This window comes from Salmonella sp. 2020_1395 (assembly GCF_043848115.1).
GTDB classification, from domain to species: domain Bacteria; phylum Pseudomonadota; class Gammaproteobacteria; order Enterobacterales; family Enterobacteriaceae; genus Salmonella; species Salmonella enterica.
Map to the genome: position 1 here is coordinate 97256 of NZ_JBCMFH010000012.1, position 23119 is coordinate 120374.

General features: G+C 50.6%; 25 protein-coding genes and 1 tRNA gene. 13 read left to right on the forward strand and 13 right to left on the reverse strand.

Translation table 11 applies throughout. From position 1 onward, the window contains the following. Window positions 1-40 precede the first annotated feature (40 nt). Both argF and ACH0WD_RS18255 read right to left on the reverse strand, forming a co-directional pair. Window positions 41-1045: an ornithine carbamoyltransferase gene (gene argF / locus ACH0WD_RS18250; RefSeq protein ID WP_000103041.1), complete on the reverse strand. Its 1005-nt coding sequence runs from the start codon at window positions 1043-1045 to the stop codon at window positions 41-43. Continuing rightward, a complete protein-coding gene (locus ACH0WD_RS18255) occupies window positions 1015-1194 on the reverse strand; it encodes a hypothetical protein (RefSeq protein WP_371045364.1) in 180 nt (59 codons plus the stop codon). The genes argF and ACH0WD_RS18255 overlap by 31 nt, the downstream gene beginning before the upstream one ends. A 16-nt stretch (window positions 1195-1210) precedes the next feature. Between ACH0WD_RS18255 and rraB the strand changes: the two genes are divergently transcribed. Continuing rightward, window positions 1211-1627, forward strand: coding sequence for a ribonuclease E inhibitor RraB (rraB, locus tag ACH0WD_RS18260; RefSeq protein ID WP_000002940.1), 417 nt, complete (start codon window positions 1211-1213; stop codon window positions 1625-1627). A gap of 11 nt (window positions 1628-1638) precedes the next feature. Next, a complete protein-coding gene (miaE, locus tag ACH0WD_RS18265; RefSeq protein WP_000218447.1) occupies window positions 1639-2451 on the forward strand; it encodes a tRNA isopentenyl-2-thiomethyl-A-37 hydroxylase MiaE in 813 nt (270 codons plus the stop codon). Window positions 2452-2695: 244 nt separating this feature from the next. On the opposite strand, the gene ACH0WD_RS18270 is transcribed toward miaE, so the two are convergent. Together ACH0WD_RS18270 and ACH0WD_RS18275 are read right to left on the reverse strand one after the other, a co-directional pair. Beyond that, complete coding sequence (locus ACH0WD_RS18270) at window positions 2696-3184, reverse strand: DUF3617 domain-containing protein (RefSeq protein WP_000826193.1); 489 nt, start codon at window positions 3182-3184, stop codon at window positions 2696-2698. A gap of 107 nt (window positions 3185-3291) precedes the next feature. Then, complete coding sequence (locus tag ACH0WD_RS18275; protein WP_001747736.1) at window positions 3292-3795, reverse strand: GNAT family N-acetyltransferase; 504 nt, start codon at window positions 3793-3795, stop codon at window positions 3292-3294. Between the two features lie 194 nt (window positions 3796-3989). Between ACH0WD_RS18275 and ACH0WD_RS18280 the strand changes: the two genes are divergently transcribed. After that, the gene (locus tag ACH0WD_RS18280; protein WP_001066989.1) at window positions 3990-5177 is read left to right on the forward strand and encodes a YjgN family protein; all 1188 of its coding nucleotides are present in this window, start codon (window positions 3990-3992) and stop codon (window positions 5175-5177) included. Between the two features lie 141 nt (window positions 5178-5318). On the opposite strand, the gene ACH0WD_RS18285 is transcribed toward ACH0WD_RS18280, so the two are convergent. The 3 genes from ACH0WD_RS18285 to pepA form a co-directional block, all read right to left on the reverse strand. Beyond that, window positions 5319-8174, reverse strand: coding sequence for a valine--tRNA ligase (locus ACH0WD_RS18285; protein WP_000416337.1), 2856 nt, complete (start codon window positions 8172-8174; stop codon window positions 5319-5321). Beyond that, window positions 8174-8617 (reverse strand): DNA polymerase III subunit chi, encoded by a 444-nt coding sequence (holC, locus tag ACH0WD_RS18290; protein WP_001523689.1) that lies wholly within the window; start codon window positions 8615-8617, stop codon window positions 8174-8176. The genes ACH0WD_RS18285 and holC overlap by 1 nt, the downstream gene beginning before the upstream one ends. Before the next feature lie 136 nt (window positions 8618-8753). After that, complete coding sequence (pepA, locus tag ACH0WD_RS18295) at window positions 8754-10265, reverse strand: leucyl aminopeptidase (protein ID WP_000397158.1); 1512 nt, start codon at window positions 10263-10265, stop codon at window positions 8754-8756. Window positions 10266-10545: 280 nt separating this feature from the next. On the opposite strand from pepA, the gene ACH0WD_RS18300 reads away from it, so the two are divergent. The 3 genes from ACH0WD_RS18300 to lptG all read left to right on the forward strand — a co-directional run bounded on the left by ACH0WD_RS18300 (window position 10546) and on the right by lptG (window position 12841). Next, window positions 10546-10596, forward strand: a complete 51-nt coding sequence (locus ACH0WD_RS18300; protein WP_212724070.1) for a hypothetical protein — start codon at window positions 10546-10548, stop codon at window positions 10594-10596. A gap of 62 nt (window positions 10597-10658) precedes the next feature. Next, the gene (lptF, locus tag ACH0WD_RS18305; RefSeq protein WP_000584132.1) at window positions 10659-11759 is read left to right on the forward strand and encodes an LPS export ABC transporter permease LptF; all 1101 of its coding nucleotides are present in this window, start codon (window positions 10659-10661) and stop codon (window positions 11757-11759) included. Continuing rightward, on the forward strand, window positions 11759-12841 hold the full coding sequence (lptG, locus tag ACH0WD_RS18310; protein WP_001182242.1) for an LPS export ABC transporter permease LptG: 1083 nt from the start codon (window positions 11759-11761) through the stop codon (window positions 12839-12841). Before lptF ends, lptG begins: the two co-directional genes overlap by 1 nt. A gap of 195 nt (window positions 12842-13036) precedes the next feature. Here lptG and ACH0WD_RS18315 read toward each other — a convergent pair whose 3' ends face one another. The 4 genes from ACH0WD_RS18315 to idnD form a co-directional block, all read right to left on the reverse strand. After that, window positions 13037-14035, reverse strand: coding sequence for a LacI family DNA-binding transcriptional regulator (locus tag ACH0WD_RS18315; protein WP_001244060.1), 999 nt, complete (start codon window positions 14033-14035; stop codon window positions 13037-13039). A 63-nt stretch (window positions 14036-14098) separates the two neighbouring features. Continuing rightward, on the reverse strand, window positions 14099-15418 hold the full coding sequence (gene idnT, locus ACH0WD_RS18320) for a gnt-II system L-idonate transporter (protein WP_001128356.1): 1320 nt from the start codon (window positions 15416-15418) through the stop codon (window positions 14099-14101). 61 nt (window positions 15419-15479) lie between these two features. Next, window positions 15480-16244: a gluconate 5-dehydrogenase gene (idnO, locus tag ACH0WD_RS18325; RefSeq protein ID WP_000998688.1), complete on the reverse strand. Its 765-nt coding sequence runs from the start codon at window positions 16242-16244 to the stop codon at window positions 15480-15482. A 24-nt stretch (window positions 16245-16268) separates the two neighbouring features. After that, window positions 16269-17300, reverse strand: coding sequence for an L-idonate 5-dehydrogenase (gene idnD / locus ACH0WD_RS18330; RefSeq protein ID WP_000453362.1), 1032 nt, complete (start codon window positions 17298-17300; stop codon window positions 16269-16271). 216 nt (window positions 17301-17516) lie between these two features. Between idnD and idnK the strand changes: the two genes are divergently transcribed. Beyond that, window positions 17517-18047: a gluconokinase gene (gene idnK, locus ACH0WD_RS18335; protein ID WP_000896759.1), complete on the forward strand. Its 531-nt coding sequence runs from the start codon at window positions 17517-17519 to the stop codon at window positions 18045-18047. Between the two features lie 27 nt (window positions 18048-18074). On the opposite strand, the gene ACH0WD_RS18340 is transcribed toward idnK, so the two are convergent. Next, window positions 18075-19094, reverse strand: a complete 1020-nt coding sequence (locus ACH0WD_RS18340) for an NAD(P)-dependent alcohol dehydrogenase (RefSeq protein ID WP_000152567.1) — start codon at window positions 19092-19094, stop codon at window positions 18075-18077. A gap of 222 nt (window positions 19095-19316) precedes the next feature. On the opposite strand from ACH0WD_RS18340, the gene ACH0WD_RS18345 reads away from it, so the two are divergent. The 4 genes from ACH0WD_RS18345 to ACH0WD_RS18360 all read left to right on the forward strand — a co-directional run bounded on the left by ACH0WD_RS18345 (window position 19317) and on the right by ACH0WD_RS18360 (window position 22098). Beyond that, window positions 19317-19401 (forward strand) — tRNA-Leu (locus ACH0WD_RS18345). A 164-nt stretch (window positions 19402-19565) separates the two neighbouring features. Then, window positions 19566-20828, forward strand: a complete 1263-nt coding sequence (locus tag ACH0WD_RS18350; RefSeq protein ID WP_000772651.1) for an integrase arm-type DNA-binding domain-containing protein — start codon at window positions 19566-19568, stop codon at window positions 20826-20828. Window positions 20829-20858: 30 nt separating this feature from the next. Beyond that, window positions 20859-21497 carry a hypothetical protein gene (locus ACH0WD_RS18355; protein WP_001066528.1) on the forward strand — a complete coding sequence of 213 codons (639 nt, stop codon included), beginning with the start codon at window positions 20859-20861 and terminating at the stop codon, window positions 21495-21497. 370 nt (window positions 21498-21867) lie between these two features. Continuing rightward, window positions 21868-22098 carry an AlpA family transcriptional regulator gene (locus ACH0WD_RS18360; RefSeq protein WP_000455466.1) on the forward strand — a complete coding sequence of 77 codons (231 nt, stop codon included), beginning with the start codon at window positions 21868-21870 and terminating at the stop codon, window positions 22096-22098. Window positions 22099-22194: 96 nt separating this feature from the next. Here ACH0WD_RS18360 and ACH0WD_RS18365 read toward each other — a convergent pair whose 3' ends face one another. Beyond that, complete coding sequence (locus tag ACH0WD_RS18365) at window positions 22195-22380, reverse strand: YlcI/YnfO family protein (RefSeq protein ID WP_000190567.1); 186 nt, start codon at window positions 22378-22380, stop codon at window positions 22195-22197. A 187-nt stretch (window positions 22381-22567) separates the two neighbouring features. On the opposite strand from ACH0WD_RS18365, the gene ACH0WD_RS18370 reads away from it, so the two are divergent. Continuing rightward, window positions 22568-22744 carry a host cell division inhibitor Icd-like protein gene (locus ACH0WD_RS18370; RefSeq protein WP_001118612.1) on the forward strand — a complete coding sequence of 59 codons (177 nt, stop codon included), beginning with the start codon at window positions 22568-22570 and terminating at the stop codon, window positions 22742-22744. Beyond that, the gene (locus ACH0WD_RS18375) at window positions 22737-23096 is read left to right on the forward strand and encodes a hypothetical protein (protein WP_001247004.1); all 360 of its coding nucleotides are present in this window, start codon (window positions 22737-22739) and stop codon (window positions 23094-23096) included. Before ACH0WD_RS18370 ends, ACH0WD_RS18375 begins: the two co-directional genes overlap by 8 nt. Window positions 23097-23119 lie beyond the last annotated feature (23 nt).

Genomic DNA, 23119 nt, shown 5'->3' on the forward strand with positions numbered 1-23119 from the left:
CGATTTTGTAGGCCAACCGCCATCCGGCATCATAACGACATTATTTAGACAGCGTCGCTACCATTACTGCTTTGATGGTATGCATTCGGTTTTCCGCTTCATCAAAGACAATGCTGGCCGCAGACTCAAAAACCTCGTCGGTCACTTCCATCCCGCCATGTAAACCGTACTCTTCGGCCATTTTTTTGCCGAGCGTGGTTTCGTCATCATGGAACGCAGGCAGACAATGCAGGAACTTAACCTGCGGATTGCCGGTTAACGCCATCATCTGGCTGTTGACCTGATAATCACGCAGCAGGGCAATACGCTCCGCCCATTTCTCTTTGGGTTCGCCCATAGAGACCCAAACATCGGTATAGATAAAATCCGCGCCTTTTACGCCTGAGGCGATATCTTCGGTCAGGGTGATGGCGCCGCCGTTCTTTTTCGCCATGGCGCTGCACTCTGCCACTAACGCGGCTTGCGGCCAGCAGGCTTTTGGCGCGACCAGACGGAGATCCAATCCTGTTAACGCGGCGGCTTCCAGCATGGAGTTACCCATGTTATTACGCGCGTCTCCGGCATAGACCAACGTCATCTCGTTAAAGGCTTTACCCGGCAGATGTTCCTGCATGGTGAGCAGATCCGCCAGTAATTGCGTTGGGTGATACTCATCGGTTAAACCGTTCCATACCGGCACACCGGAATATTCAGCCAGCGTTTCGACGATCTCCTGGCCATATCCTCGATACTGAATACCGTCAAACATCCGGCCCAGGACGCGGGCAGTATCTTTGATGGACTCTTTATGGCCGATCTGGCTCCCGCTGGAACCCAGGTACGTCACGCGCGCCCCCTGATCGTATGCGGCAACTTCGAAAGAGCATCGTGTCCGGGTCGAGTCTTTTTCGAAGATGAGCGCAATATTCTTACCCACCAGCTTTTGTTCTTCTTTACCGTTTTTCTTATCGGCTTTCAGTTTGGCGGCAAGCTGCAACAGAGCAGTGAGCTCGCTGGCGGTGAAATCAAGTAACTTTAAAAAAGGTTTTTGGTAAAACGTAGACATACTTCCCTCACATGGCTTAGGCCTCTCATTGAATTAAAATTCACTTTATATGGATGATTATTCATTTGCAACCCTGTTTGATAAAACTTTTCTCGATAAGGTGGAGGCAACGTCGGCGGTATGTGACAATAAGAGTATCGGCAGGACATCTATGAGGAACGAGCTATGGCAAACCCGGAATTACTGGAAGAGCAGCGTGAAGAAACGCGCTTAATTATTGAAGAGTTACTTGAGGACGGCAGCGATCCGGATGCGCTGTACACTATCGAGCATCACCTTTCCGCTGACGATTTCGAAACGTTGGAAAAAGCCGCGGTAGAAGCCTTTAAACTCGGCTATGAAGTGACGGAGCCGGAAGAGCTGGAAGTGGAAGAGGGCGATACGGTTATTTGTTGCGACATTCTCAGCGAGTGCGCGTTGAACGCCGAACTCATCGACGCTCAGGTTGAGCAACTGATGAACCTGGCGGAAAAATATGATGTCGAATACGACGGCTGGGGAACCTATTTTGAAGACCCTAATGGCGAAGAGGGTGATGACGACGATTATGTCGATGAAGATGACGACGGCGTGCGTCACTAAAGCTGCATAGTATGACGGTACGGCAGCGTCTGCTGTCGTATTTTTTTAACAGGTTACGTATGAATTACCCGCAAATACTCTCTCCGGTGCTTAATTTCCTGCATTGCCCGACGCCGCAGGCGTGGATTGTCCAGGCCCGCGATCCGCAAAATCTTCCTCTTCTGCTTACCGATCACTTGATCTGCGAACTGAAGGCTGCGCAAACCGCGTTGCTGTTGGTGCGTAAATATGTCGCCGATAAATCGGGCGCCGACGCGCTGCTCGCCTGGCTGCAACCTTACGAGGCGTTCGCGTTTCGTCAGGGGCCGGAGCCGGATTTTGTTGCCCTGCATAAACAGATTAGCAAAAGCGCCATGCCGCAAACTGATGACCCCTGGGGTCGTCAGCTTATCGACCGTATGGTGTTATTGATTAAAGAGGAGTTGCACCATTTTTGGCAGGTACGCGAGGTCATGCAGGCCAGAAACATTCCTTATGTGAAAATCACCGCCAGCCGCTACGCGAAAGGAATGTTGAAAGCGGTACGCACGCACGAACCGCTCACCTTAATTGATAAGCTGATTTGCGGGGCGTATATCGAAGCCCGCTCCTGCGAACGTTTTGCCGCTCTGGCGCCCTGGCTGGATGAGGATTTACAGACGTTTTATCTCTCGCTTCTGCGCTCCGAAGCGCGGCATTATCAGGATTACCTGGCGCTGGCGCAGCAGATTTCCACCGAGGACATTTCTGCGCGCGTGCGCTATTTTGGCGACGTGGAAGCTGACCTTATCTTGTCGCCAGACCGCGAGTTTCGTTTTCATAGCGGCGTGCCAGCCGTCGGATAAAGGGTAAAATTAAAGATTAGCGTTTTTATCTTTTACGCTGTCGCCGTCTGCAAAATTTGTGGTGGTCATCCGCCCGGCATCAAGCTGCTGGCGAGCAGGAAAGGTCATTTTCATGATATTCTGTTCTGAGTAAAGCCTGCCAGCGGCAGGCAAAAAAGAACTCACTCAGTGTTATATTCCCGAAAGTTGACCGTGAATAATGCCATTTTTGCATCAACCACTACGGGTTTTTGTGTTGAAATAGTTACTGTTTCACGCCTTTTGACGCTTCAGAGCAGGTCTTGCCAACAAAAGTTTGTTTAATTTTGTTGATGGAGGTTGTTTTATTACCTCCTGCATCGACATCCGATTTCATGGTCATCGCAAATTCTGTATCGCTTATTTTCGTCGTTTCTACAATAGAGTGCGATTTGACATCAGGATTATTACACACAGTCTCATTGATCAGTTTGGTATCCGTACTTTCTACAAATGTTGTCGTGCAACCGCCTGCACTGGTAGAAAAACCCTTCACCATTTTTTTAGAATCTTCAGACATTTTAGGGGTATAACACATAAGCGTCGCTATGCCCGAATTTTTTTCATCCATTAATACTTCTTTTGTATCTGGATTGATGGTGCGCATTTCTATATTTTCCATTTTCCATTCGCCGGGCTGTATATCTAATGCATATACATTAGATATACTAATAAACATAGCGGGGAAAACAATTGCTGATAATAGGCGTTTCATTTATAACTTCCTTGAATAATAAGTGATTCCCGGATAACAGGATGTTTCCGGGATTACTTATATCAGCAAAAATAATACCTGGCGAGGATAAATAAACGCCTGGGTTTTCAGAGATCCTTTAACATCCTCACTTCGCAATCGACATGTCCGGTGCAGCCGAGCGGTTCGCTAATATGTTCAAATCCTAAACGTTCGTATAGCGCAATCGCCTCGCGTAAAAAAGCCGTTGTTTCCAGATAGCAGCGTTTAAAACCCTGTTCACGGGCATGATCCAGAGCCATCAGCGCCAGCTTTTTCGCCAGCCCCTGACCACGAATCACCGGTAAAAAATACATTTTTTGCAGTTCACAAATGTCTGGTTCGCTACAGGATAACGGCGCCACGCCGCCACCGCCCACCACATAACCGTTTTGCTCTACCACCCAGTAGGCTGCGCCCGGTTGGCTATAAACCTGATACAGTTCATCCAGATTGGGGTCGGCAACGGTATAACCTTTATCGGCGGTAAGTCCGTATTCCGCTGAAACCTGACGGATGACACGGGCAATAGCGGCATTGTCGGCGGTAGTGATTCGGCGCACCGTGAGCGTTGGCGAGGCGACATTATTCATAATATGGCTCAATTTTTAAAATTTATTTATAGATTACTTTAATACCACCGTCTTGAGTCACGCGCAAGGAGATCCTGAATCAGACAAAATAAAAGGCGGAAAAATTAAACAAAAATAGTATTGTAGTCGAATCAGTAACAATCTACTGATTTTTATTATTAATTCTAATAGACTGCAAGTCAGGGATATGATTCATGAATAACGTTATCAGTAGTAAAGATAACCATAATCACACGTTGGTGTTTACAGGCAAGGGCGGAAAGTATTTTGTTATTTGCCTTGTGAATTTCTTGTTGACGTGTATCACGTTGGGAATCTATGCGCCGTGGGCGATGGTGAAGTGTCGACGTTATATTTATACTAATATGACGCTAAACAATCAGCCTTTTGCTTACAAAGCCACGGGCAGCGCATTATTTATTAGTATGTTATTAGTTTTTATTATTTATATTGTTAGCCTCTTTCTTATTGAACACGGTCATCCCGGTCTCGGTTTTACGCTATTCGGCTTATTAATTGCGATTATTCCTTTTATGGCGGTGAAAGGATTACAGTATCAGGCGATGATGACTTCGCTTAATGGCGTACATTTTGGATTCCAGTGTTCCATGCGGCGCGCCTGGTGGTACATGTTCGCTCTCCCGGTACTCCTGATGGTGGCGCTTTATATTGTTCTTTATATTATCTCACTGGTAACCATCGCCGTCGGCGGTTTAGTGTTCAATATCGTTTTTCTCGGTTTGCTGGCTATTATTGGGATAGGGGTCATTAACGGTATTACCTACAGCAAATGGATGACCTTGTTTGGCAATGGCGCAAACTTTGGCATTCATCGTTTCTCGATTCAGGTTAATGTTAAAACGTGCATCAGAGGGTGCGTGTTGGCAATGTTGACCCTTTTCCCTTTTGCTGTCGTGATTGGTTATCTAATCGCGCCGGTGTTCACCGACATGATTCTTTTGAGTATGATGGGGAATGCGCAGGCAGAAGGGGCGCTTATTCTGCAATATTATAGCCAGATAATGGCATGTTATTTCCTCTATTTTCTCGCGATTATTGTGGTAACCAGTTACTTATATGTGGCGTTACGCAACCTGTTTTTAAACAATTTGTCACTGGCGAACGATTCGATTCGTTTTCATTCCTCTGTCACTTCACACGGTATGCTGTGGCGGTTACTGGTGGTGTTTGTGATTTCCGGCGTGACCTTAGGGCTGGCTTATCCGTGGTTGAAAATTGGGCTGGTGAGCTGGCTGGCGCAGAATACACAGGTCCAGGGCGATCTGGATTCACTTGAGTTAACCAATGATGAGACGCCGCTGGAAAATGGCCCGCTAATGTGGATTTCTCGTGGCATCATGCCTTACTTCCCGTTTATCTGATGTAAAAAGGCCGACGTTTACGTCGGCCCATAATTCATGTTGTCGGATGGCGGCGTGAATGCCTTATCCGGCCTACCGATCGCGCCATTTCAATAAGCGAACGTGTAGGCCTGGTAAGCGAAGCGCCATCAGGCTTTCAGATTACAGCGCGGCGATAACCGCCTGCTGCTCAATCAGCTTCGCTTTGGCTTCTGCGTAACCGTCCAGCTTCTCACGCTCTTTGGCAATGACCGCTTCCGGCGCGCGGGCAACGAAACCTTCGTTGGAGAGTTTGCCTTCGATACGGGCAATCTCGCCTTCGATTTTCGCCACTTCTTTCGCCAGACGCGCCAGCTCATCGTCTTTGTTGATGAGGCCAGCCATCGGGATCAGCAGTTCAGCGCCGTCGATGATTTTGGTCACGGAAACCGGGCCTTTGTCATCAGCTGGCAGCACGGTGATGCTTTCCAGACGCGCCAGGGTTTGCAGGAAGCTACGGTTGTCGTTAACACGACGAACGGCTTCTTCACTACAGCCGCGCAGCAGCAGTTCCAGCGGTTTACCCGGGGCGATGTTCATTTCCGCACGAATGTTACGTACCGCGACGATCGCCTGCTTCAGCCACTCGGTATCGGCCAACGCGGCTTCATCCACCTGTGCGGCGTTATATTCCGGGAACGGCTGCAGCATGATGGTGTCGGCGGTAATACCGCAAATGACCTTCACGCGCTGCCAGATGGTTTCGGTGATGAACGGGATGATCGGGTGCGCCAGGCGCAGCAGACCTTCCAGTACGGTGACCAGCGTATGGCGGGTGCCGCGCAGTTCAGACTCGGAACCCCCGGTCATTACCGGCTTGGTCAGCTCCAGATACCAGTCGCAGAACTGGTTCCAGGTGAATTCATACAGAATGCCCGCGGCGATATCGAAGCGGAAGCTGTCCAGCGCGTCGCGGTAGGCTTTAACGGTCTGGTTGAATTCCGCCAGGATCCAGCGGTCAGCCAGCGATAGCGTCATTTCGCCGCCGTTGAAGCCGCAATCCTGCTCTTCGGTGTTCATCAGCACAAAGCGGCTGGCGTTCCACAGCTTGTTACAGAAGTTACGGTAACCTTCCAGACGCTTCATATCCCAGTTGATATCGCGGCCGGTCGAGGCCAGCGCCGCCAGGGTAAAGCGCAGGGCGTCGGTGCCGTGCGGCTCGATGCCGTTCGGGAACTGCTTCTCGGTACGCTTGCGAATTTTCTCCGCCATCTGCGGCTGCATCATGTTGCCGGTGCGTTTTTCCAGCAGTTCCGGCAGGGAGATGCCGTCCACCATATCCAGCGGGTCGATAACGTTGCCCTTGGATTTGGACATCTTCTGGCCTTCGTCGTCGCGAATCAGACCGGTCATGTAGACGGTATGGAACGGCACCTGCGGCTTGCCGTTTTCATCTTTGATGAAGTGCATGGTCATCATGATCATGCGGGCAATCCAGAAGAAGATGATATCGAAGCCGGACACCATCACGCTGGTGGGGTGGAACTGACGCAGGGCGTCGGTGTTTTCCGGCCAGCCGAGGGTGGAGAAAGTCCACAGCGCGGAGGAGAACCAGGTATCGAGAACGTCTTCGTCCTGACGAAGCTGAACGTCGGCGCCGAGGTTATTTTCCTGACGCACTTCGTCTTCGGTGCGGCCAACGTAGACGTTGCCCGCTTCGTCGTACCATGCCGGGATACGGTGACCCCACCACAGCTGACGAGAGATACACCAGTCCTGGATATCACGCATCCAGGAGAAGTACATGTTTTCGTACTGCTTCGGCACGAACTGAATGTCGCCGTTCTCAACCGCTTCCACTGCCGGTTTCGCCAGCACGTCAGCACGGACGTACCACTGGTCGGTCAGCATCGGTTCGATAACTACGCCGCCACGGTCGCCGTAAGGGACGGTCAGGTCGTGCGGTTTAATTTCTTCCAGCAGGCCCAGCGCGTCAACGGCAGCAACGACTGCTTTACGGGCAGCAAAGCGTTCCAGCTTCTGGAACTCAGCCGGAATCTCGCTGGAATAAACGTCAGACTCTTCACCTTTGGTATCGAACACTTCCGCGCTTTCGCGGATGTCGCCGTCAAAGGTCAGGATGTTGATCATCGGCAGGGCATGACGTTTCCCGACCTCATAGTCGTTAAAGTCGTGCGCCGGGGTGATCTTCACGCAGCCGGTGCCTTTTTCCATATCGGCATGTTCGTCGCCAACGATTGGAATGCGGCGGTTAACCAGCGGCAGAATAACGAATTTGCCAATCAGATCTTTATAACGCGGATCTTCCGGGTTCACGGCCACGCCAGTATCGCCCAGTACGGTTTCCGGACGGGTGGTGGCGACGACCAGGTAATCTTTACCGTCTGCGGTTTTCGCGCCGTCGGCAAGCGGATAGCGGATGTGCCACATGGAGCCTTTGGACTCGCGGTTTTCCACTTCCAGGTCAGAGATGGCGGTGCGCAGCTTCGGGTCCCAGTTCACCAGGCGTTTGCCACGGTAAATCAGGTCTTCTTTGTACAGGCGGACAAAGACTTCTTTCACGGCATTGGAAAGACCTTCGTCCATGGTGAAGCGCTCGCGCTCCCAGTCAACGGAGTTGCCGAGACGGCGCATCTGACGGGTAATGGTGCCGCCGGATTCCGCTTTCCACTGCCAGATTTTGTCGATAAACGCATCGCGGCCGTAGTCGTGACGGGTTTTACCTTCTTCAGCGGCAATCTTGCGCTCAACCACCATCTGGGTTGCGATCCCGGCGTGGTCGGTGCCGACCTGCCACAGGGTGTTTTTACCCTGCATACGCTGGTAACGGATCATGGTATCCATGATGGTTTGCTGGAAAGCATGTCCCATATGCAAACTGCCGGTGACGTTCGGCGGCGGGATCATGATGCAGAAGGACTCTTTGCTTTCGTCGCCGTTAGGCTTGAAATAGCCCTGCTTTTCCCAGTGCTCGTAAAGCGGCTGTTCGATATCTTGGGGGTTATATGTCTTTTCCATTATTTCCAGGTTGCCGTATTCAGGTTAAAACCAGCCACGCGGTAGGCTTTGTAGCGTTCGCGCGCCAGTTGTTTCAAAGTTTCTTCGTAAGGGACGAAGTCTACCACTTCTGTGAAAGCGGTGGCAAAATCTGCAAAGCTTGTACGCAGGCTGATTAAAATATCGCGCGGGCTGCTGTTGCGTTTTTGCGGCCAGGCGATTTCAACCGGCGCGCCGCCGCGTGGGCCTTCGCCTGCCAGATTGTGCGGGACAAAACTTTCCGCCGGTCTTGCCCACAGCGCTTCATCCAGCCGAATGGCCTGCTTCTCATCTTCGCAGGCGATCAGCACGCGCTTGCCGGCGCGCCAACGTTCTGCGGCAATTTCACACACCAGTTGTTCAACGGCGCTTAAACCGTTGACGGTGGTGTCATTGTCCAGAAGATAGAACGTCGCATTCTTCATATATGGGGCTTCTTGTGGTGGATTGAAATGCGTTGCCATGATGCCTCCCGTAGGCCGGATAAGCGCAGCGCCATCCGGCAAAACGCCTGATGGCGGCGCTAATGCGCCTTATCAGGCCTACGGGGTAATCTCAAACTTACTCTTCGCCGTTAAAGCCCGCACGATTGAGCAGGAACTGCGACAGCAGCGCTACCGGACGACCCGTCGCGCCTTTCGCTTTGCCGGATCGCCAGGCGGTGCCGGCGATATCCAGGTGCGCCCAGTTATACTTACGGGTAAAGCGCGACAGGAAGCAGCCCGCGGTGATAGCGCCGCCAGGACGACCACCAATATTCGCCATATCCGCAAAGTTGGACTCCAGTTGTTCCTGGAACTCATCGCCCAGCGGCAGACGCCACGCGCGGTCGCCCGCTTGCTCGGACGCGCCGATCAGTTCATGCGCCAGCGGGTTATGGTTCGACATCAGACCGGTAATGTGATGGCCCAGCGCAATCACGCAGGCGCCGGTTAGCGTCGCGACGTCAATGACGGCTTCCGGTTCGAAGCGTTCAACGTAGGTCAGCACGTCGCACAAAACCAGACGGCCTTCGGCGTCGGTGTTCAGGACTTCAACGGTTTGACCAGACATGGTGGTCAGCACGTCGCCCGGACGATACGCGCGTCCGCCCGGCATGTTTTCACAGCCCGCCAGTACGCCGATAACGTTAATCGGAAGCTGAAGCTCGGCAACCATACGCATCACGCCGTAAACCGCCGCCGCGCCGCACATGTCGTACTTCATCTCGTCCATCCCTTCAGATGGCTTGATGGAGATGCCGCCGGAGTCGAAGGTCAGGCCTTTACCCACCAGCACGATCGGGCGCGCGTCTTCGGACGGATTGCCCTTGTACTCAATCACCGACATCAGCGATTCATTCTGCGAACCGTGGCCGACCGCCAGATAAGCGTTCATACCCAGTTCGCGCATTTGCTGTTCGCCGATGACGCGGGTGATGACATTTTTGCTGTAGCTGTCGGCCAACTGGCGCGCCTGTGACGCCAGGTAGGCGGCGTTACAGATATTGGGCGGCATGTTGCCGAGATCTTTCGCTGCCTTAATCCCGGCGGCGATGGCCAGACCGTGCTGAATGGCGCGTTCGCCGCTGGTGAGCTCACGGCGGGTCGGCACATTAAAGACCATCTTACGTAGCGGGCGGCGCGGCTCGCTCTTGTTGGTCTTGAGTTGATCAAAGCTATAAAGCGTCTCTTTGGCCGTTTCGACGGCCTGACGCACTTTCCAGTAGTTGTTGCGGCCTTTGACGTGCAGTTCGGTCAGGAAACAGACGGCTTCCATCGAACCGGTATCATTCAGAGTATTTATCGTTTTCTGAATAACCTGCTTATACTGACGTTCATCAAGCTCGCGCTCTTTGCCGCAACCAATGAGGAGGATTCGCTCGGAAAGAACGTTAGGAACATGGTGCAGCAACAGAGTCTGCCCCGGTTTTCCTTCCAGTTCGCCGCGACGCAGCAATGCGCTGATGTATCCGTCGCTAATTTTGTCGAGCTGTTCTGCAATCGGAGAAAGGCGACGCGGTTCAAAGACGCCCACGACAATGCAGGCACTCCGCTGTTTCTCCGGGCTACCGCTTTTTACACTGAACTCCATGCACTATGCTCCTGAATCTTAAAGACAACAGTGGTGGCTACAGCTATACTCGTCGTCTTTCAAGTTGCAGATGCGTTGGCTGCGCCTGCTCACCCCTGTCACTTACCTGATGTAAGCTCCGGGGCTCCACAGTCCTGCCGCCTGCCTGCAACTCGAAATCCATTAGAGTATAGAAATTGAAAGCTTTCGTAACTCATATCCGCTGTTGCGGTGACTTCGTGTTAATCTTAACGTTATTACGGCATTGGCACGTCAGAACAAGTTCTGAGAGGTGAATCCGCTGAGTATAATGATCTTAGCGATGATTTCGACGACTCAAGAGAATAAATGACGTTTAAGCCATGAAACAAGCTAAATTCCAGCAAAAAATGGGTTTTTACGGGCGTATTTAAAGTGATAATCATAAGATATCTGGTGCGGGAGACGCTCAAAAGCCAGCTGGCGATACTCTTCATCTTACTTTTGATCTTCTTTTGTCAAAAGTTAGTGAGGATTCTCGGCGCGGCGGTTGACGGCGATATTCCCGCAAATCTGGTGCTCTCGCTTCTGGGGCTGGGCGTACCGGAAATGGCGCAGCTCATCCTGCCTTTAAGCCTGTTCCTGGGGCTGCTGATGACGCTGGGCAAACTGTATACCGAAAGTGAAATTACGGTCATGCACGCCTGTGGGTTGAGCAAAGCCGTGCTGGTAAAGGCCGCCATGGTACTGGCGTTATTTACCGGTATCCTTGCGGCGGTTAACGTGATGTGGGCCGGTCCCTGGTCGTCAAAACACCAGGATGAAGTGCTGGCGGAGGCGAAAGCGAACCCCGGTATGGCGGCGCTGGCGCAGGGGCAATTCCAGCAGGCGACCAACGGCAGCTCGGTGCTGTTTATCGAAAGCGTTGACGGCAGCGACTTCCACGATGTTTTCCTGGCGCAGATTCGCCCTAAGGGCAATGCTCGTCCTTCTGTGGTCGTGGCCGATTCCGGACACCTTACTCAGTTGCGCGATGGCTCCCAGGTTGTCACCTTAAACAAAGGGACGCGTTTTGAAGGGACGGCGTTGCTACGCGATTTTCGCATCACCGACTTCCAAAACTATCAGGCGATTATTGGCCATCAGGCCGTGGCGCTGGACCCGAACGATACCGACCAGATGGACATGCGCACGCTGTGGAATACCGACAACGATCGCGCTCGCGCCGAGCTGCACTGGCGTATCACGTTAGTCTTTACCGTATTTATGATGGCGCTGATGGTCGTGCCGCTCAGCGTGGTGAATCCACGTCAGGGGCGTGTCTTGTCTATGTTGCCCGCCATGCTGCTTTATCTGCTGTTCTTCCTGATCCAGACCTCCATTAAATCGAATGGCGGTAAAGGCAAACTGGACCCGGTTATCTGGATGTGGGCGGTCAACCTGATCTATCTGGCGTTGGCGATTGGTTTAAACCTGTGGGATACGGTGCCGGTCCGCCGCCTGCGTGCCCGTTTTCTGCGTAAAGGAGCGGTATAATGCAGCCATTTGGTGTACTTGACCGCTATATCGGTAAAACCATTTTTACCACCATCATGATGACGTTGTTCATGCTGGTGTCGCTCTCCGGGATCATCAAGTTTGTCGATCAGCTGAAAAAAGCGGGGCAGGGTAACTACGACGCGCTGGGCGCGGGTATGTACACCCTGCTCAGCGTACCTAAGGATATCCAGATCTTCTTTCCTATGGCGGCGCTGCTTGGCGCGCTGCTGGGACTGGGGATGCTGGCGCAGCGTAGCGAACTGGTGGTGATGCAGGCATCGGGTTTCACCCGTATGCAGGTGGCGCTGTCGGTGATGAAAACGGCTATCCCCCTGGTGCTGTTAACCATGGCGATCGGCGAATGGGTCGCCCCGCAGGGCGAGCAGATGGCGCGTAACTATCGTGCGCAGGCGATGTATGGCGGTTCGCTGCTTTCCACCCAGCAAGGTCTGTGGGCGAAAGACGGGAATAACTTTGTCTATATTGAACGGGTGAAGGGCGACGAGGAGCTGGCCGGCATTAGTATTTACGCTTTCAACGATCAGCGTCGTTTGCAGTCAGTGCGTTACGCCGCTTCGGCAAAATTCGACCCGGAGCATAAGGTCTGGCGTTTGTCGCAGGTGGATGAGTCCGATCTGCAAAACCCGAAACAGATCACCGGTTCGCAGACGGTGAGCGGCACCTGGAAAACGAATCTGACGCCGGATAAGTTAGGCGTGGTGGCGCTGGACCCGGATGCGCTTTCCATCAGCGGTCTGCATAACTACGTTAAATATCTGAAGTCGAGCGGACAGGACGCCGGACGTTATCAGCTCAATATGTGGAGTAAAATCTTCCAGCCGCTCTCCGTGGCGGTGATGATGCTGATGGCGCTGTCGTTTATCTTTGGCCCGCTGCGTAGTGTGCCGATGGGCGTGCGCGTAGTGACGGGGATTAGCTTCGGCTTCGTCTTCTACGTCCTCGACCAGATTTTTGGCCCGCTGACGCTGGTATACGGCATTCCGCCGATTGTCGGCGCGCTGCTGCCGAGCGCGTCTTTCTTCCTGATTAGCCTCTGGCTAATGCTGCGTAAGTCGTAATCACAGTAATCGTAGGCCTGATGGCGCTGTGCTTTTCAGGCCTACTCCGGACCCGTAGGCCGGATAAGGCGTTAGCGCCGCCATCCGGCAGACAGCCTGGTATTCCTCGAATGATGTAGCGCGTAACCTGACGCGTGGCGCTTTTGGCTACCCGTTAAGCTCAGGCAAGCTGCGGGAAAAAGTAGTTCAAAAAATTTATAATGTGTTGCCGTGATAAATCTGATAACCCAAATCAATCGTATTATGGTTGAGATCGTTATTTTTAATTTTGTTGAGCAACATCTGCGCGGCTCTGCGCCCGATCTCAAAACGAGGGGTAATTACGCTGGCGAGGCTCGGTATCATTTGCCTGCCCATCTCCAGACCGTGGAAGCCGGCGATGGAGATCTGCTCCGGTACGGCCAGTTGACGCTCGCGGCACCACAGTAGAGCGCCCATTGCGATATCGTCATTAGTACAAAAGACGCCATCCACGTCCGGGTGCGCAGCAAGCGCATCACGCATTAGCTGTATCCCCAGATGGATAGAGGAGATAGCGCGGGGATTGATGCGCAACGGCGCCAGCCCCCGGCGCGTCATCGCATCGCAGTAGCCGTGATAACGCTGCTCATCACGGATATCGTCTTTTGAACCCAGATAGAGAATTTTCCGCCGCTGGCGTTTATCCAGCATGGTGCTGACCATATCAAAGGCGGCCTGACGGTTATCAAACCCCACCTCCATATCTAAGCGATCGCCTTGGATGTCCATGAGTTCTACAATCGGAAGGGTAGCTGAGCGCAGGAATTTGACGGTTCTGAGGGTATGATATTTTTCTGAAAGAATAATGCCGTCGATATTGTAGGACAGTAAATTGATAACGGACTCTTCTTCCGAATCGCGATTGTAATTGTAATTCGCAATGAGAGTTTGGTAGTTATGACCCGACGTTACGGATTCAATCCCGGCAAGAATGTCGGCAAACAACTGGTTCTGAAAAGAGGGGATCAGCACGCCCAGAGTGTAACTTTGCGCGTTTAACAGCATAGCTGGCGCGCGATTTGGTATGTAGTTAATTTCCTCCATGATCTGCGCAATACGCTCGCCGGTTTCCCTGGCGACTTTTTTCGGCGAGCGGATGTAACGGCTCACCGTCATTTTTGTCACGCCAGCAAGCGTAGCGATATCCTGCAAAGAAATTCTGTGATTTCTCATGTTTTCTCCAGTACCGGGGGCGGGAACGTCGCCCCCATGGTTAATTGGGCTGCGGATGATGAATTAATGCAGAACCGCATTCAGCGCCAGTACGCCCAGCAACCCCATGACAGAAATCAATGTTTCCATAACGGTCCAGGTGCGTAGGGTTTCCCCGACGCTAAGATTAAAATACCCTTTAAACAGCCAAAACCCGGGATCGTTAACATGTGATGCAATAACGCTTCCTGCGCCTGTCGCCAGTACCATTAACGCCGGATCGGCGTGGGTTACGTTAATAATCGGCAATACGACGCCCGCTGTGGTTATCGCGGCCACGGTCGCGGAACCTAACGCAATACGCAGCACGGCGGCTACCGTCCAGCACATTAATAACGGAGATAGCGAGGTGCCGGTCATTAATTGCGAGATATATTGGCCCACGCCGCTATCCACCAGCACTTGCTTAAACGCGCCGCCGCCCGCGATGATAAAAACAATCATCGCAATAGCGCCAATGGACTCGCCGACGATATCCATCACCTGCTCAACCGTACGTCCATTGCGTCGGCCCAGCGTAAAAATGGCGATGATAATGGCAATAAACAACGCCACTGCTGGATTACCAATAAATTCGAAGAAAACCCGCACGGCATTCGTTTTTGGCAGCGTGATTTCACATACCGCTGCGATGGCCATCAGAATGACCGGGATCACGGCGGCAAAAATACTGTTCCAGAATGACGGCATCTCCTCTTCACTGAATAGGTGAGGATTAAATAATCCTTCAGGCGGCGCTTTCTCAAAGCGCGCCAGCAATTTTGAAAACAGAGGGCCGGCAACAATCACGGTCGGTATGGTAATGATTAACCCATACAGCAGGGTCGTACCGAGATTTGCCTCAAAAATTGTCGCAATAGCAGTAGGGCCGGGATGCGGCGGCAGGAAGCAGTGCGTAACGGATAAGGCGGCGACCATTGGAACCCCGACATACAGCAAGGGCAGTCCCGATGAGGCCACAATCGTAAAAACGAGCGGCAACAGCAGTACGAATCCGACTTCAAAAAACATTGCCAGGCCGACGATAAGCCCGGTGATCACCAGCGCCCATTGCACGCGTTTTTTGCCGAACGTATTAATGAGCGTCGTCGCAATGCGCTGCGCGGCGCCGGTATCGGAAATTAATCTTCCCAGCATCGCGCCAAAACCGAGGATCATGGCGAGTCCGCCCAGAGTACCGCCAATTCCGTTTTGTATGGAGTGCAGGACGTCTTGCGCGCCCATCCCTTCGGCAAATCCCACCACGGCGGCAACCAGAACAAGGGCGATAAAGCCGTTAACTTTAAAGCCAATCATTAAAACCAACAGCAGCGCAACGCCTGCCGCAATAATTATTAATGGCATATTCGTCTCTCTTATTAGTGCCAAAATAGCAGCGCTTACGCGCTGCGTCGTATTTCCCTGGTCAGACGGCAACCAGCATACCGCCATCGACAAACAGCAGATGTCCGTTAACAAAGTCGGAGGCTTTTGACGAGAGAAACACCGCTGCGCCAATAAGCTCCTGGGGATCGCCCCAGCGTGCGGCAGGCGTACGTTTGCATAGCCAGGAGGTGAAGGCTTCATCTTCAACCAGCGCTTTGGTCATCTCCGTTTTGAAGTATCCCGGCGCAATACCGTTGACCTGGATATTATGACGCGCCAGCTCCACGCACATGCCGCGAGTCAGCATCTTCACGGCACCCTTCGACGCGGCGTATGGCGTAATCGTGTCGCGGCCCAGCTCGCTTTGCATCGAACAGATGTTGATCACTTTTCCTGCCTGACGCGCCACCATACGGCGCGTAACGGCCTGAGAGACGAGAAAAACCGCGGTTTGATTTACGGCGATGACATCATTCCACTCCTGCTCGGGAAACTCAGTAAACGGATGACGGCGCTGGATACCGGCGTTATTTATCAGGACGTCAATGACGCCGATATCTTTTTCGATATGTTCAACCGCAGCTTCAATATCCTGTTTATGGGTGACATTAAAGGGAGCGGCAATAGCCTTTATCCCTTCCTGCTGAAGTTTCGTCACGGCTGTTTCGGCGCGCTCCGGGGTGATATCGTTAACAATAATGCGCGCGCCATAGCGACCAAGACCGGTCGCCAGCAAATAACCAATTCCCTGAGCGGCTCCGGTGATAAGGATATTTTTACCTGCCAGTGAAAAAAGATCGTTCATGATAGTGTCCCTTATTTTACTTTCTCAGAAAACGAGCTGAACTTTTGCCGCCTGTGTTTTGTCTCCGGCAAAGATCAGCGCCGCTTCCAGGTCGGTAAATGGATATTCCGCGCTCAGTAACGGCAGCGGATTGATAACGCGGTTGGCAAGCCAGGAAACCGCAGTATTAAATTCGGTAGTAAAGCGGAAAGAGCCTTTCAGGGAGATCTCTTTGCTTATTACCATCATCATCGGGAAGTTGGGAACTGCGCCGCCCATGCCAACCTGCACCATCACGCCTTTTGCCCGTGTGACTTCCAGACACGTTGAGATTGAGGAAGGATGCCCAGAGACTTCAAAACTGATATCGAAATACCCTTTTTCTGCTTTCCAGCCATCAAGAGAATCATGCTGTGGGTTCACCAGCGTATCCGCGCCCATCTGCCGGGCCAGCGAGAGAGAACGGGTACTGATATCGGCACATACCACTTCCGCCGCGCCCAGCGTTTTTACCGCGCTAACAATCAGGCAGCCGATAGGGCCAACGCCGGAGATAAAGACGCGTTTGCCCTGCAGATCGCCCGCCTCATGAGCCGCATGTATGGCAACCGCCAGCGGCTCGGCAAAGGCCATGGCTTTTTCGTCCGCCTGTTCCGGCCAGGGAATGCACTGAGCGGTATCGACAGCTTTAAATCGGGTAAAACCGCCATCGACATGCGGAAAATACATGGCGCTGCCAAAGAAACGCATTTCAGTACAGTGGTTTTCTTCATGCTGCAGACAGTATTTGCAATGACCGCAAGGCTTCGATGGATTAATCGCTACCGGTTGTCCTTCTCGTAATAAATCTGAGTCGCTACGAACGATTTTGCCAATCACTTCATGCCCTAAAATCATTGGCGCTTTTACTGTAAAATTGCCGACTTTGCCTTCCTGATAATAATGTAAGTCAGACCCACAAATGCCGCCTCGGGTAATTTGTACGAGTGTTCCTTTATTATTCCATTCAATATTTTGTTCCGTAACGGCAACAGCACGCTTACCCGCAACAACGCAGGATTGAGTTTTTACTTCCATAAATTCCTCACTGGTCAGGTAGTTACCCTGAACGCATTTAAGCGGTTTTATTTGTCATTATTTGTGACTTATGTCACGCTGGAAAATTGTTACACTACAATGTTACGCATAACGTGATGTGCCTTAGAGTTCTTCTCTATGGAAATTAAAAAACGTGAAATTGTCGAACGTAGAGGCGTAATATTGTGGTGTGGAATATGACTCAGAGGTATTTAAATGGCCGGGGAAAGCTATATTTTAATGGGTGTTTCAGGTAGTGGTAAGTCTTTAATAGGCAGCAAAATTGCAACATTATTTTCTGCGAAGTTTATTGACGGCGATGATCTCCATCCGGCGAAAAACATTGATAAAATGTCTCAGGGAATACCGTTAACTGATGAAGACCGTTTACCCTGGCTGGAACGATTAAATGACGCTTCATACAGTCTTTATAAAAAAAATGAGACGGGATTTATTGTCTGCTCGTCATTAAAAAAACAGTACCGCGATATTTTACGTAAGAGCAGCCCTAACGTACATTTCCTGTGGCTGGACGGCGATTACGCTACCATTCTGCAGCGAATGCAGCGTCGTGCCGGGCATTTTATGCCGCCAGACCTGCTGCAAAGTCAGTTTGACGCGCTGGAGCGACCGTGTGCCGATGAACATGATATTGCGCGTATCGATGTTAATTATGACATCGAGCACGTGACGGAGCAGTGCCGACTGGCTGTACAGGCTTTTCGTCAAGCACTCAGCGCTTCCTGATCATTGTCAAAGCGCTGAGTCAGGCGGTCAGAAGTCAGCTTTTAGCACTACACGATAGCGGGCTTTGCCGTCGCGAACGTGCTGGATAGCCTCGTTGATTTGTGACATTGCGAACAGTTCCGTGGTGGGCGCGACTTTGCTGCGTCCGGCGAATTTCATCAGTTTGCGAAGCTCATATGGCGTTCCGGTTGCCGAGCCTGAGATACTGCGATCGCCGGCAATTAATGTAAACGCCGGTACGGGCAGCGGCTTCAATACGGCCCCAACGGTATGGAAGTTGCCGCCATACGTCAGCGCTTCGAAGTAGGGCTGCCAGTCGAGATCGACGTTGACCGTGTTAATAATGAGATCGAACTGGCCCGCCAGTGCTTTTAACGCTTCCGGATCGCGGCTGTTCACCACGTTATTGGCCCCCATCGCCAGCACTTCCTGCTCTTTCGATGGATTGGAGCTGAACGCGGTGACTTCGCAGCCCATTGCGTGTAACAGCTTTATGGCGATATGCCCCAGCCCGCCAATACCGATGACGCCAACGCGGCTGGTAGCAGTAATATGGTGCATCAATAGCGGTTTAAAGACCGTAATGCCGCCACATAACAGCGGGCCTGCGGACGCCATATCTATATTCTCCGGAAGAGGAATTACCCACTGCCAGCCTGCGCGAAGCTTCTCGGCAAAACCGCCACGATTGAGGATAGTGGGCACTGTGCCTTCCTGGCAGTTAATTTGATTGCCGCTGATACAGGCATCGCAGTGTCCGCAGCTGCGCGCCGTCCAGCCGATTCCAACGCGCTGGCCGACTTTTAGCCCCTTATCCTGTGCCGCGCTGCCGAGTGCGGCCACCCGACCGATGACCTCATGTCCGGCAACCAGAGGGTATTGAGAGAACCCCCATTCATTGTCGATCATCGACAGATCGGAATGGCAGATCCCGCAGTAGTCGACCCGTACCTCGACATCTTCCGGTTGGAGTTCTCCCGCATCATATTCATAGAGTTCGAGCTCGCCGCCCGCCTCTTTGGCGGCATAGCTTTTTATTATCGTCATTGTGTTTCCCTTAATGTGGTGTTGAACTGAAAAGTGTAGAGCATGGAGGTAAGGGACGCCCGACGTTAATCTGCTGGAGAAGGCCGGAAGTAGCCTGATTATTCTATTTAATACTCAACGCTGCTGAAATTTTCAGCACTTAGCGATACAGGTGTATGCTCGTGCTTGCATGGCGGCGTATGACAGGTATAATCCACAACGTTTTCCGCATACCTCTTCAGTGCCGAAGTGGCGAAATCGGTAGACGCAGTTGATTCAAAATCAACCGTAGAAATACGTGCCGGTTCGAGTCCGGCCTTCGGCACCATTAACACTTCTTTTGACGTTTCCTGAAGTCTACAAATCCAGAAAAAATCTTTAAAAACAAGCAAGTTACCGTATTTCATGGTCTTTGTTGGTCTCTTGTGGTCTACCCCCTTTTGGGGGCATAATCGGGGGCATGTCAATTCGATCAGGATTTGTGCCCCCAAAATGAAACTCAACGCTCGCCAGATAGAGACAGCAAAGCCGAAAGAGAAAGCCTATAAAATGGCTGATGGAGGCGGCTTGTATCTTGAGGTCTCCCCTAAAGGTTCCAAATACTGGCGCATGAAGTATCGCCGCCCGTCTGACAAAAAGGAAGATCGGCTCGCTTTTGGTGTATACCCGACGATCACTTTGGCTGAGGCTCGGGCTAAGCGCGATGCAGCAAAGAAATTGTTGTCTCAGGGCATTGACCCCAAAGTGGAGCAAAAGGGGGCACAAGCTGAAATTGAGGGGGCATATTTATTTGAAACTATCGCAAGGCAATGGCACGCAAGTAATCTAACTTGGAGCGAAGATCATAGCCATCGCGTTCTGCTGACCCTTGAGCAGTATATTTTCCCCTCGATAGGTCAAATTGACGCTAGGACGTTGAGAACCAGCCAGCTTCTCAATCCGATCAAAGCTGTCGATACGGCAGGTAAACATGATGTTGCGCAGCGACTGATGCAGCGCGTAAACGCAATTATGCGTTTCGGTGTGCAGAATGACCTTCTTGAGTCAAATCCTGCCAGTGATATGGCTGGAGCGCTTTTAAGCGTTAAGGCGACCCATCACCCAGCGCTACCCCCAAAAAGAATCCCTGAGTTCCTTGAAAGATTATCACGCTATAAAGGGCGACTAATGACACGGCTTGCCGTTGAATTAACGCTACTTACATTTATTCGTTCAAGTGAGATGCGTTTTGCTCGCTGGAGTGAAGTTAACTTTGAACGAAGCGAGTGGACGATACCCGGAATTCGTAAGCCTATTCCCGGCGTAAAACACTCTGAGCGTGGGATGAAGATGAAAACTGAACATATTGTTCCGCTGAGCAAACAGGCATTTGATATTTTTAAACGTTTACATGCCTTGAGCGGTAAAGGTGAGGTGATATTTCCCAGCGATCATGACCCTAAAAAAGTAATGAGTGAAAATACAGTAAATAGCGCCTTACGTGTAATGGGATATGATACGAAAACGGAAGTATGTGGTCATGGATTTAGAACTATGGCGCGTGGTGCGCTAAGTGAGTCGAAACTATGGAATGATGACGCTATTGAAAGACAGTTAAGCCACGTTGAACGAAAAAACGTGAAAGGTTCATATATGCACACTTCTGAATATCTTGAAGAAAGAAGATTAATGCTGCAATGGTGGGCTGATTACATTGATGCTAACAAGAATGGATCTATCACACCATATGATTTTGCGCGTGTGCATGGAAAATAATTACCATTGTGTGGCTACGGAGAGATTTAAATGAATAACACACAATCTGATAATAATTTGTTTTATTTTAATAGGTTAACGTACATTACGCCACACGAAGTTGCGCTTGCTATGAATGGTTTTGACTATGATACCGAAAATGATGAATTGACTGAGATTCAATTAAAAGAGGTTATCAGATTAAGAAAGGCAATAACCAGAAATCTACAACTGATTAATGAATATAAAAACATATCCGCCACGCAAAAAGTGGAAGCGAACTTAGTATTAACTGCCGCTTATATCTTTCAGAGGGAAGATATTGTACCTGTGGAGATTAAGGAAAGAATTGAGAACGCATTGCAACAACAGGTAAAAAATAAAGATTGGGGCGATATTTTAATGATGCTAGGAGGAAATGAATTATATGAAATTGGTAAAAAATTAAGGAGTAATGGCAGAGGGCAGTATAGAAAAGATGACGAGGATAATTATAGTTGTAAATTAATTTACCTGCTAATTGAATTAATTAAGAAACATGGAAAGGTAAATTATAGCGATAATAGTGTTATATATAATGATATTATTTCTTTTTGTAATGAAAATGAGATTCCATTGAAAGGAATTAAAAAAGCTACGTTCTATAAGAAAATAAAGTTGGGTAAAGATATTATAAAATACGGAGAGTGAATTTATTAATTACTTTCTGGATATCTCTCATTAGAAGGGGCTACAAGAGGCTCTAAGGGGCTATAGGGGGTAATACAGTGTAATACTGTGGTAATTCCTGAGTAATATGAATCGATAAAACGTAATAATACCTTTCAACGTATGATTTGTTTGATTTTTCATCCTATCTATATGAATTTTATTGATTTTATTTTTTGTGCATTTCCTTCTTCTTGTGTTCTTTCATATGAATATCGTTTCTTTTTTTCAGTGGAAATCATCACGTTTCAATAGAATCAACGTTTGTCTTAATAGATTCCATTATCACTAGAATGACTTTTTTTCAGTGTTTAAAGTCACCGTGAACTTAAGTAGAACACGGAGTAACAAGATGGAATATGCAAACAACCTTTCAGAGAATCAGACCCTTATCTCAGCAAAAGAGGTGTTAAGACGCGTTCAGCGTAGCAAGGCATGGCTTTACAAACAGCTTTCAAACAATACATTTCCCCGCCCGGTGAAAATAGGAACTCGTGCAATTTCATTTGTTGAAAGCGAAGTCGATCACTGGATTCAAGAGCAAATATATGCCTCTCGTGGTGAACGGCATGAAAATCACTAATAAAAAAGCCCGACAAAATGAGTTTGTGGGCTTAAAAATATTTTCGCTTACTGAAATTAGCATGGAATCTGAGAGAACGTCTATTCGCTTCTCTATTCAGCTTACTTGCTCTGGCTTATTTTTCCTGCGCTGCCGGCGTTTAATCTCGCCTTTTACAGCGGTAACAATAAATTGCGCTTTCGTTTCCCCATCTTCAAGGTTGCTTTCTAATTCTGCAACTACATCATGTGGGAAACGAGCATTAAGTTGCTGCGACTTGTTGTTAGTTGAACCCGTTGCCATTACTGGATCTCCTTGCGTTAGGTGCGATTCAGTATACGCAAAAAAAATGATAATAAAAGACTTGAAGTGCGATTCACTTAAGGGTAGCTTTAAAAGCGAAGGTGCGATTCACCTTGTGAGTGCGAAGCCCGACAGTGCAGCAACACTAACCGGGCTTCTGACCAAACCGCTATATGAGACAACGAAGATGGCTAAACAGAAGTGTACCTGGTTATTCGCGGCGATCAACCGCAGTCAACGCAATGCCCGCCCTGTGATGTTAAGGATAACCGCAGATAACGAGCGCTCAGCGCGGCGCAGACTTGCCCCGGACTACGTGCTGAGTTTTGCCGGTCGCATTCCCTGCGGAGGTGAACATGCGTAATTATCCGCAACCCGGCGAACGCTGGCAGCATGAGCGTGGCTGGACTGTCACGATTATCAGATTAACTGAAGCCTCGCCCTCCGTGGCGCTGGTTAACCCTGAATTCAGCTGTGAAGTGCTGATTCGTCATGACAGCGACAATAAGCTTTCTTCCTGCCCTCTGGCATGGTTTGAGCAGCGGTATACGCGCCTGTTTGATGCGCCGCTCTTTAAACCTTCGCCAGCTCCCGCGGGGGGTAGCGGCTCTGGCTCGCTGACGCTGCATCCGTCGGTGGTATTTACCCGCTGGCGGGAGCGCAGCATACGGCGTTCTGCTGAACCTGACGACAGTCACTATTCAAAGTTTCTCTGACAAAACACCGCTGAAAACGGAGT

What these genes read in the sequence shown, in the direction of transcription:
- argF (WP_000103041.1), bottom strand. Translation starts at nt 1,045, where the DNA reads ATGTCTACGTTTTACCAAAAACCTTTTTTAAAGTTACTTGATTTCACC.
- ACH0WD_RS18255 (WP_371045364.1), bottom strand. Translation starts at nt 1,194, where the DNA reads ATGTCCTGCCGATACTCTTATTGTCACATACCGCCGACGTTGCCTCCA.
- rraB (WP_000002940.1), top strand. Translation starts at nt 1,211, where the DNA reads ATGGCAAACCCGGAATTACTGGAAGAGCAGCGTGAAGAAACGCGCTTA.
- miaE (WP_000218447.1), top strand. Translation starts at nt 1,639, where the DNA reads ATGACGGTACGGCAGCGTCTGCTGTCGTATTTTTTTAACAGGTTACGT.
- ACH0WD_RS18270 (WP_000826193.1), bottom strand. Translation starts at nt 3,184, where the DNA reads ATGAAACGCCTATTATCAGCAATTGTTTTCCCCGCTATGTTTATTAGT.
- ACH0WD_RS18275 (WP_001747736.1), bottom strand. Translation starts at nt 3,795, where the DNA reads ATGAATAATGTCGCCTCGCCAACGCTCACGGTGCGCCGAATCACTACC.
- ACH0WD_RS18280 (WP_001066989.1), top strand. Translation starts at nt 3,990, where the DNA reads ATGAATAACGTTATCAGTAGTAAAGATAACCATAATCACACGTTGGTG.
- ACH0WD_RS18285 (WP_000416337.1), bottom strand. Translation starts at nt 8,174, where the DNA reads ATGGAAAAGACATATAACCCCCAAGATATCGAACAGCCGCTTTACGAG.
- holC (WP_001523689.1), bottom strand. Translation starts at nt 8,617, where the DNA reads ATGAAGAATGCGACGTTCTATCTTCTGGACAATGACACCACCGTCAAC.
- pepA (WP_000397158.1), bottom strand. Translation starts at nt 10,265, where the DNA reads ATGGAGTTCAGTGTAAAAAGCGGTAGCCCGGAGAAACAGCGGAGTGCC.
- lptG (WP_001182242.1), top strand. Translation starts at nt 11,759, where the DNA reads ATGCAGCCATTTGGTGTACTTGACCGCTATATCGGTAAAACCATTTTT.
- ACH0WD_RS18315 (WP_001244060.1), bottom strand. Translation starts at nt 14,035, where the DNA reads ATGAGAAATCACAGAATTTCTTTGCAGGATATCGCTACGCTTGCTGGC.
- idnT (WP_001128356.1), bottom strand. Translation starts at nt 15,418, where the DNA reads ATGCCATTAATAATTATTGCGGCAGGCGTTGCGCTGCTGTTGGTTTTA.
- idnO (WP_000998688.1), bottom strand. Translation starts at nt 16,244, where the DNA reads ATGAACGATCTTTTTTCACTGGCAGGTAAAAATATCCTTATCACCGGA.
- idnD (WP_000453362.1), bottom strand. Translation starts at nt 17,300, where the DNA reads ATGGAAGTAAAAACTCAATCCTGCGTTGTTGCGGGTAAGCGTGCTGTT.
- idnK (WP_000896759.1), top strand. Translation starts at nt 17,517, where the DNA reads ATGGCCGGGGAAAGCTATATTTTAATGGGTGTTTCAGGTAGTGGTAAG.
- ACH0WD_RS18340 (WP_000152567.1), bottom strand. Translation starts at nt 19,094, where the DNA reads ATGACGATAATAAAAAGCTATGCCGCCAAAGAGGCGGGCGGCGAGCTC.
- ACH0WD_RS18350 (WP_000772651.1), top strand. Translation starts at nt 19,566, where the DNA reads ATGAAACTCAACGCTCGCCAGATAGAGACAGCAAAGCCGAAAGAGAAA.
- ACH0WD_RS18355 (WP_001066528.1), top strand. Translation starts at nt 20,859, where the DNA reads ATGAATAACACACAATCTGATAATAATTTGTTTTATTTTAATAGGTTA.
- ACH0WD_RS18360 (WP_000455466.1), top strand. Translation starts at nt 21,868, where the DNA reads ATGGAATATGCAAACAACCTTTCAGAGAATCAGACCCTTATCTCAGCA.
- ACH0WD_RS18365 (WP_000190567.1), bottom strand. Translation starts at nt 22,380, where the DNA reads ATGGCAACGGGTTCAACTAACAACAAGTCGCAGCAACTTAATGCTCGT.
- ACH0WD_RS18370 (WP_001118612.1), top strand. Translation starts at nt 22,568, where the DNA reads ATGGCTAAACAGAAGTGTACCTGGTTATTCGCGGCGATCAACCGCAGT.
- ACH0WD_RS18375 (WP_001247004.1), top strand. Translation starts at nt 22,737, where the DNA reads ATGCGTAATTATCCGCAACCCGGCGAACGCTGGCAGCATGAGCGTGGC.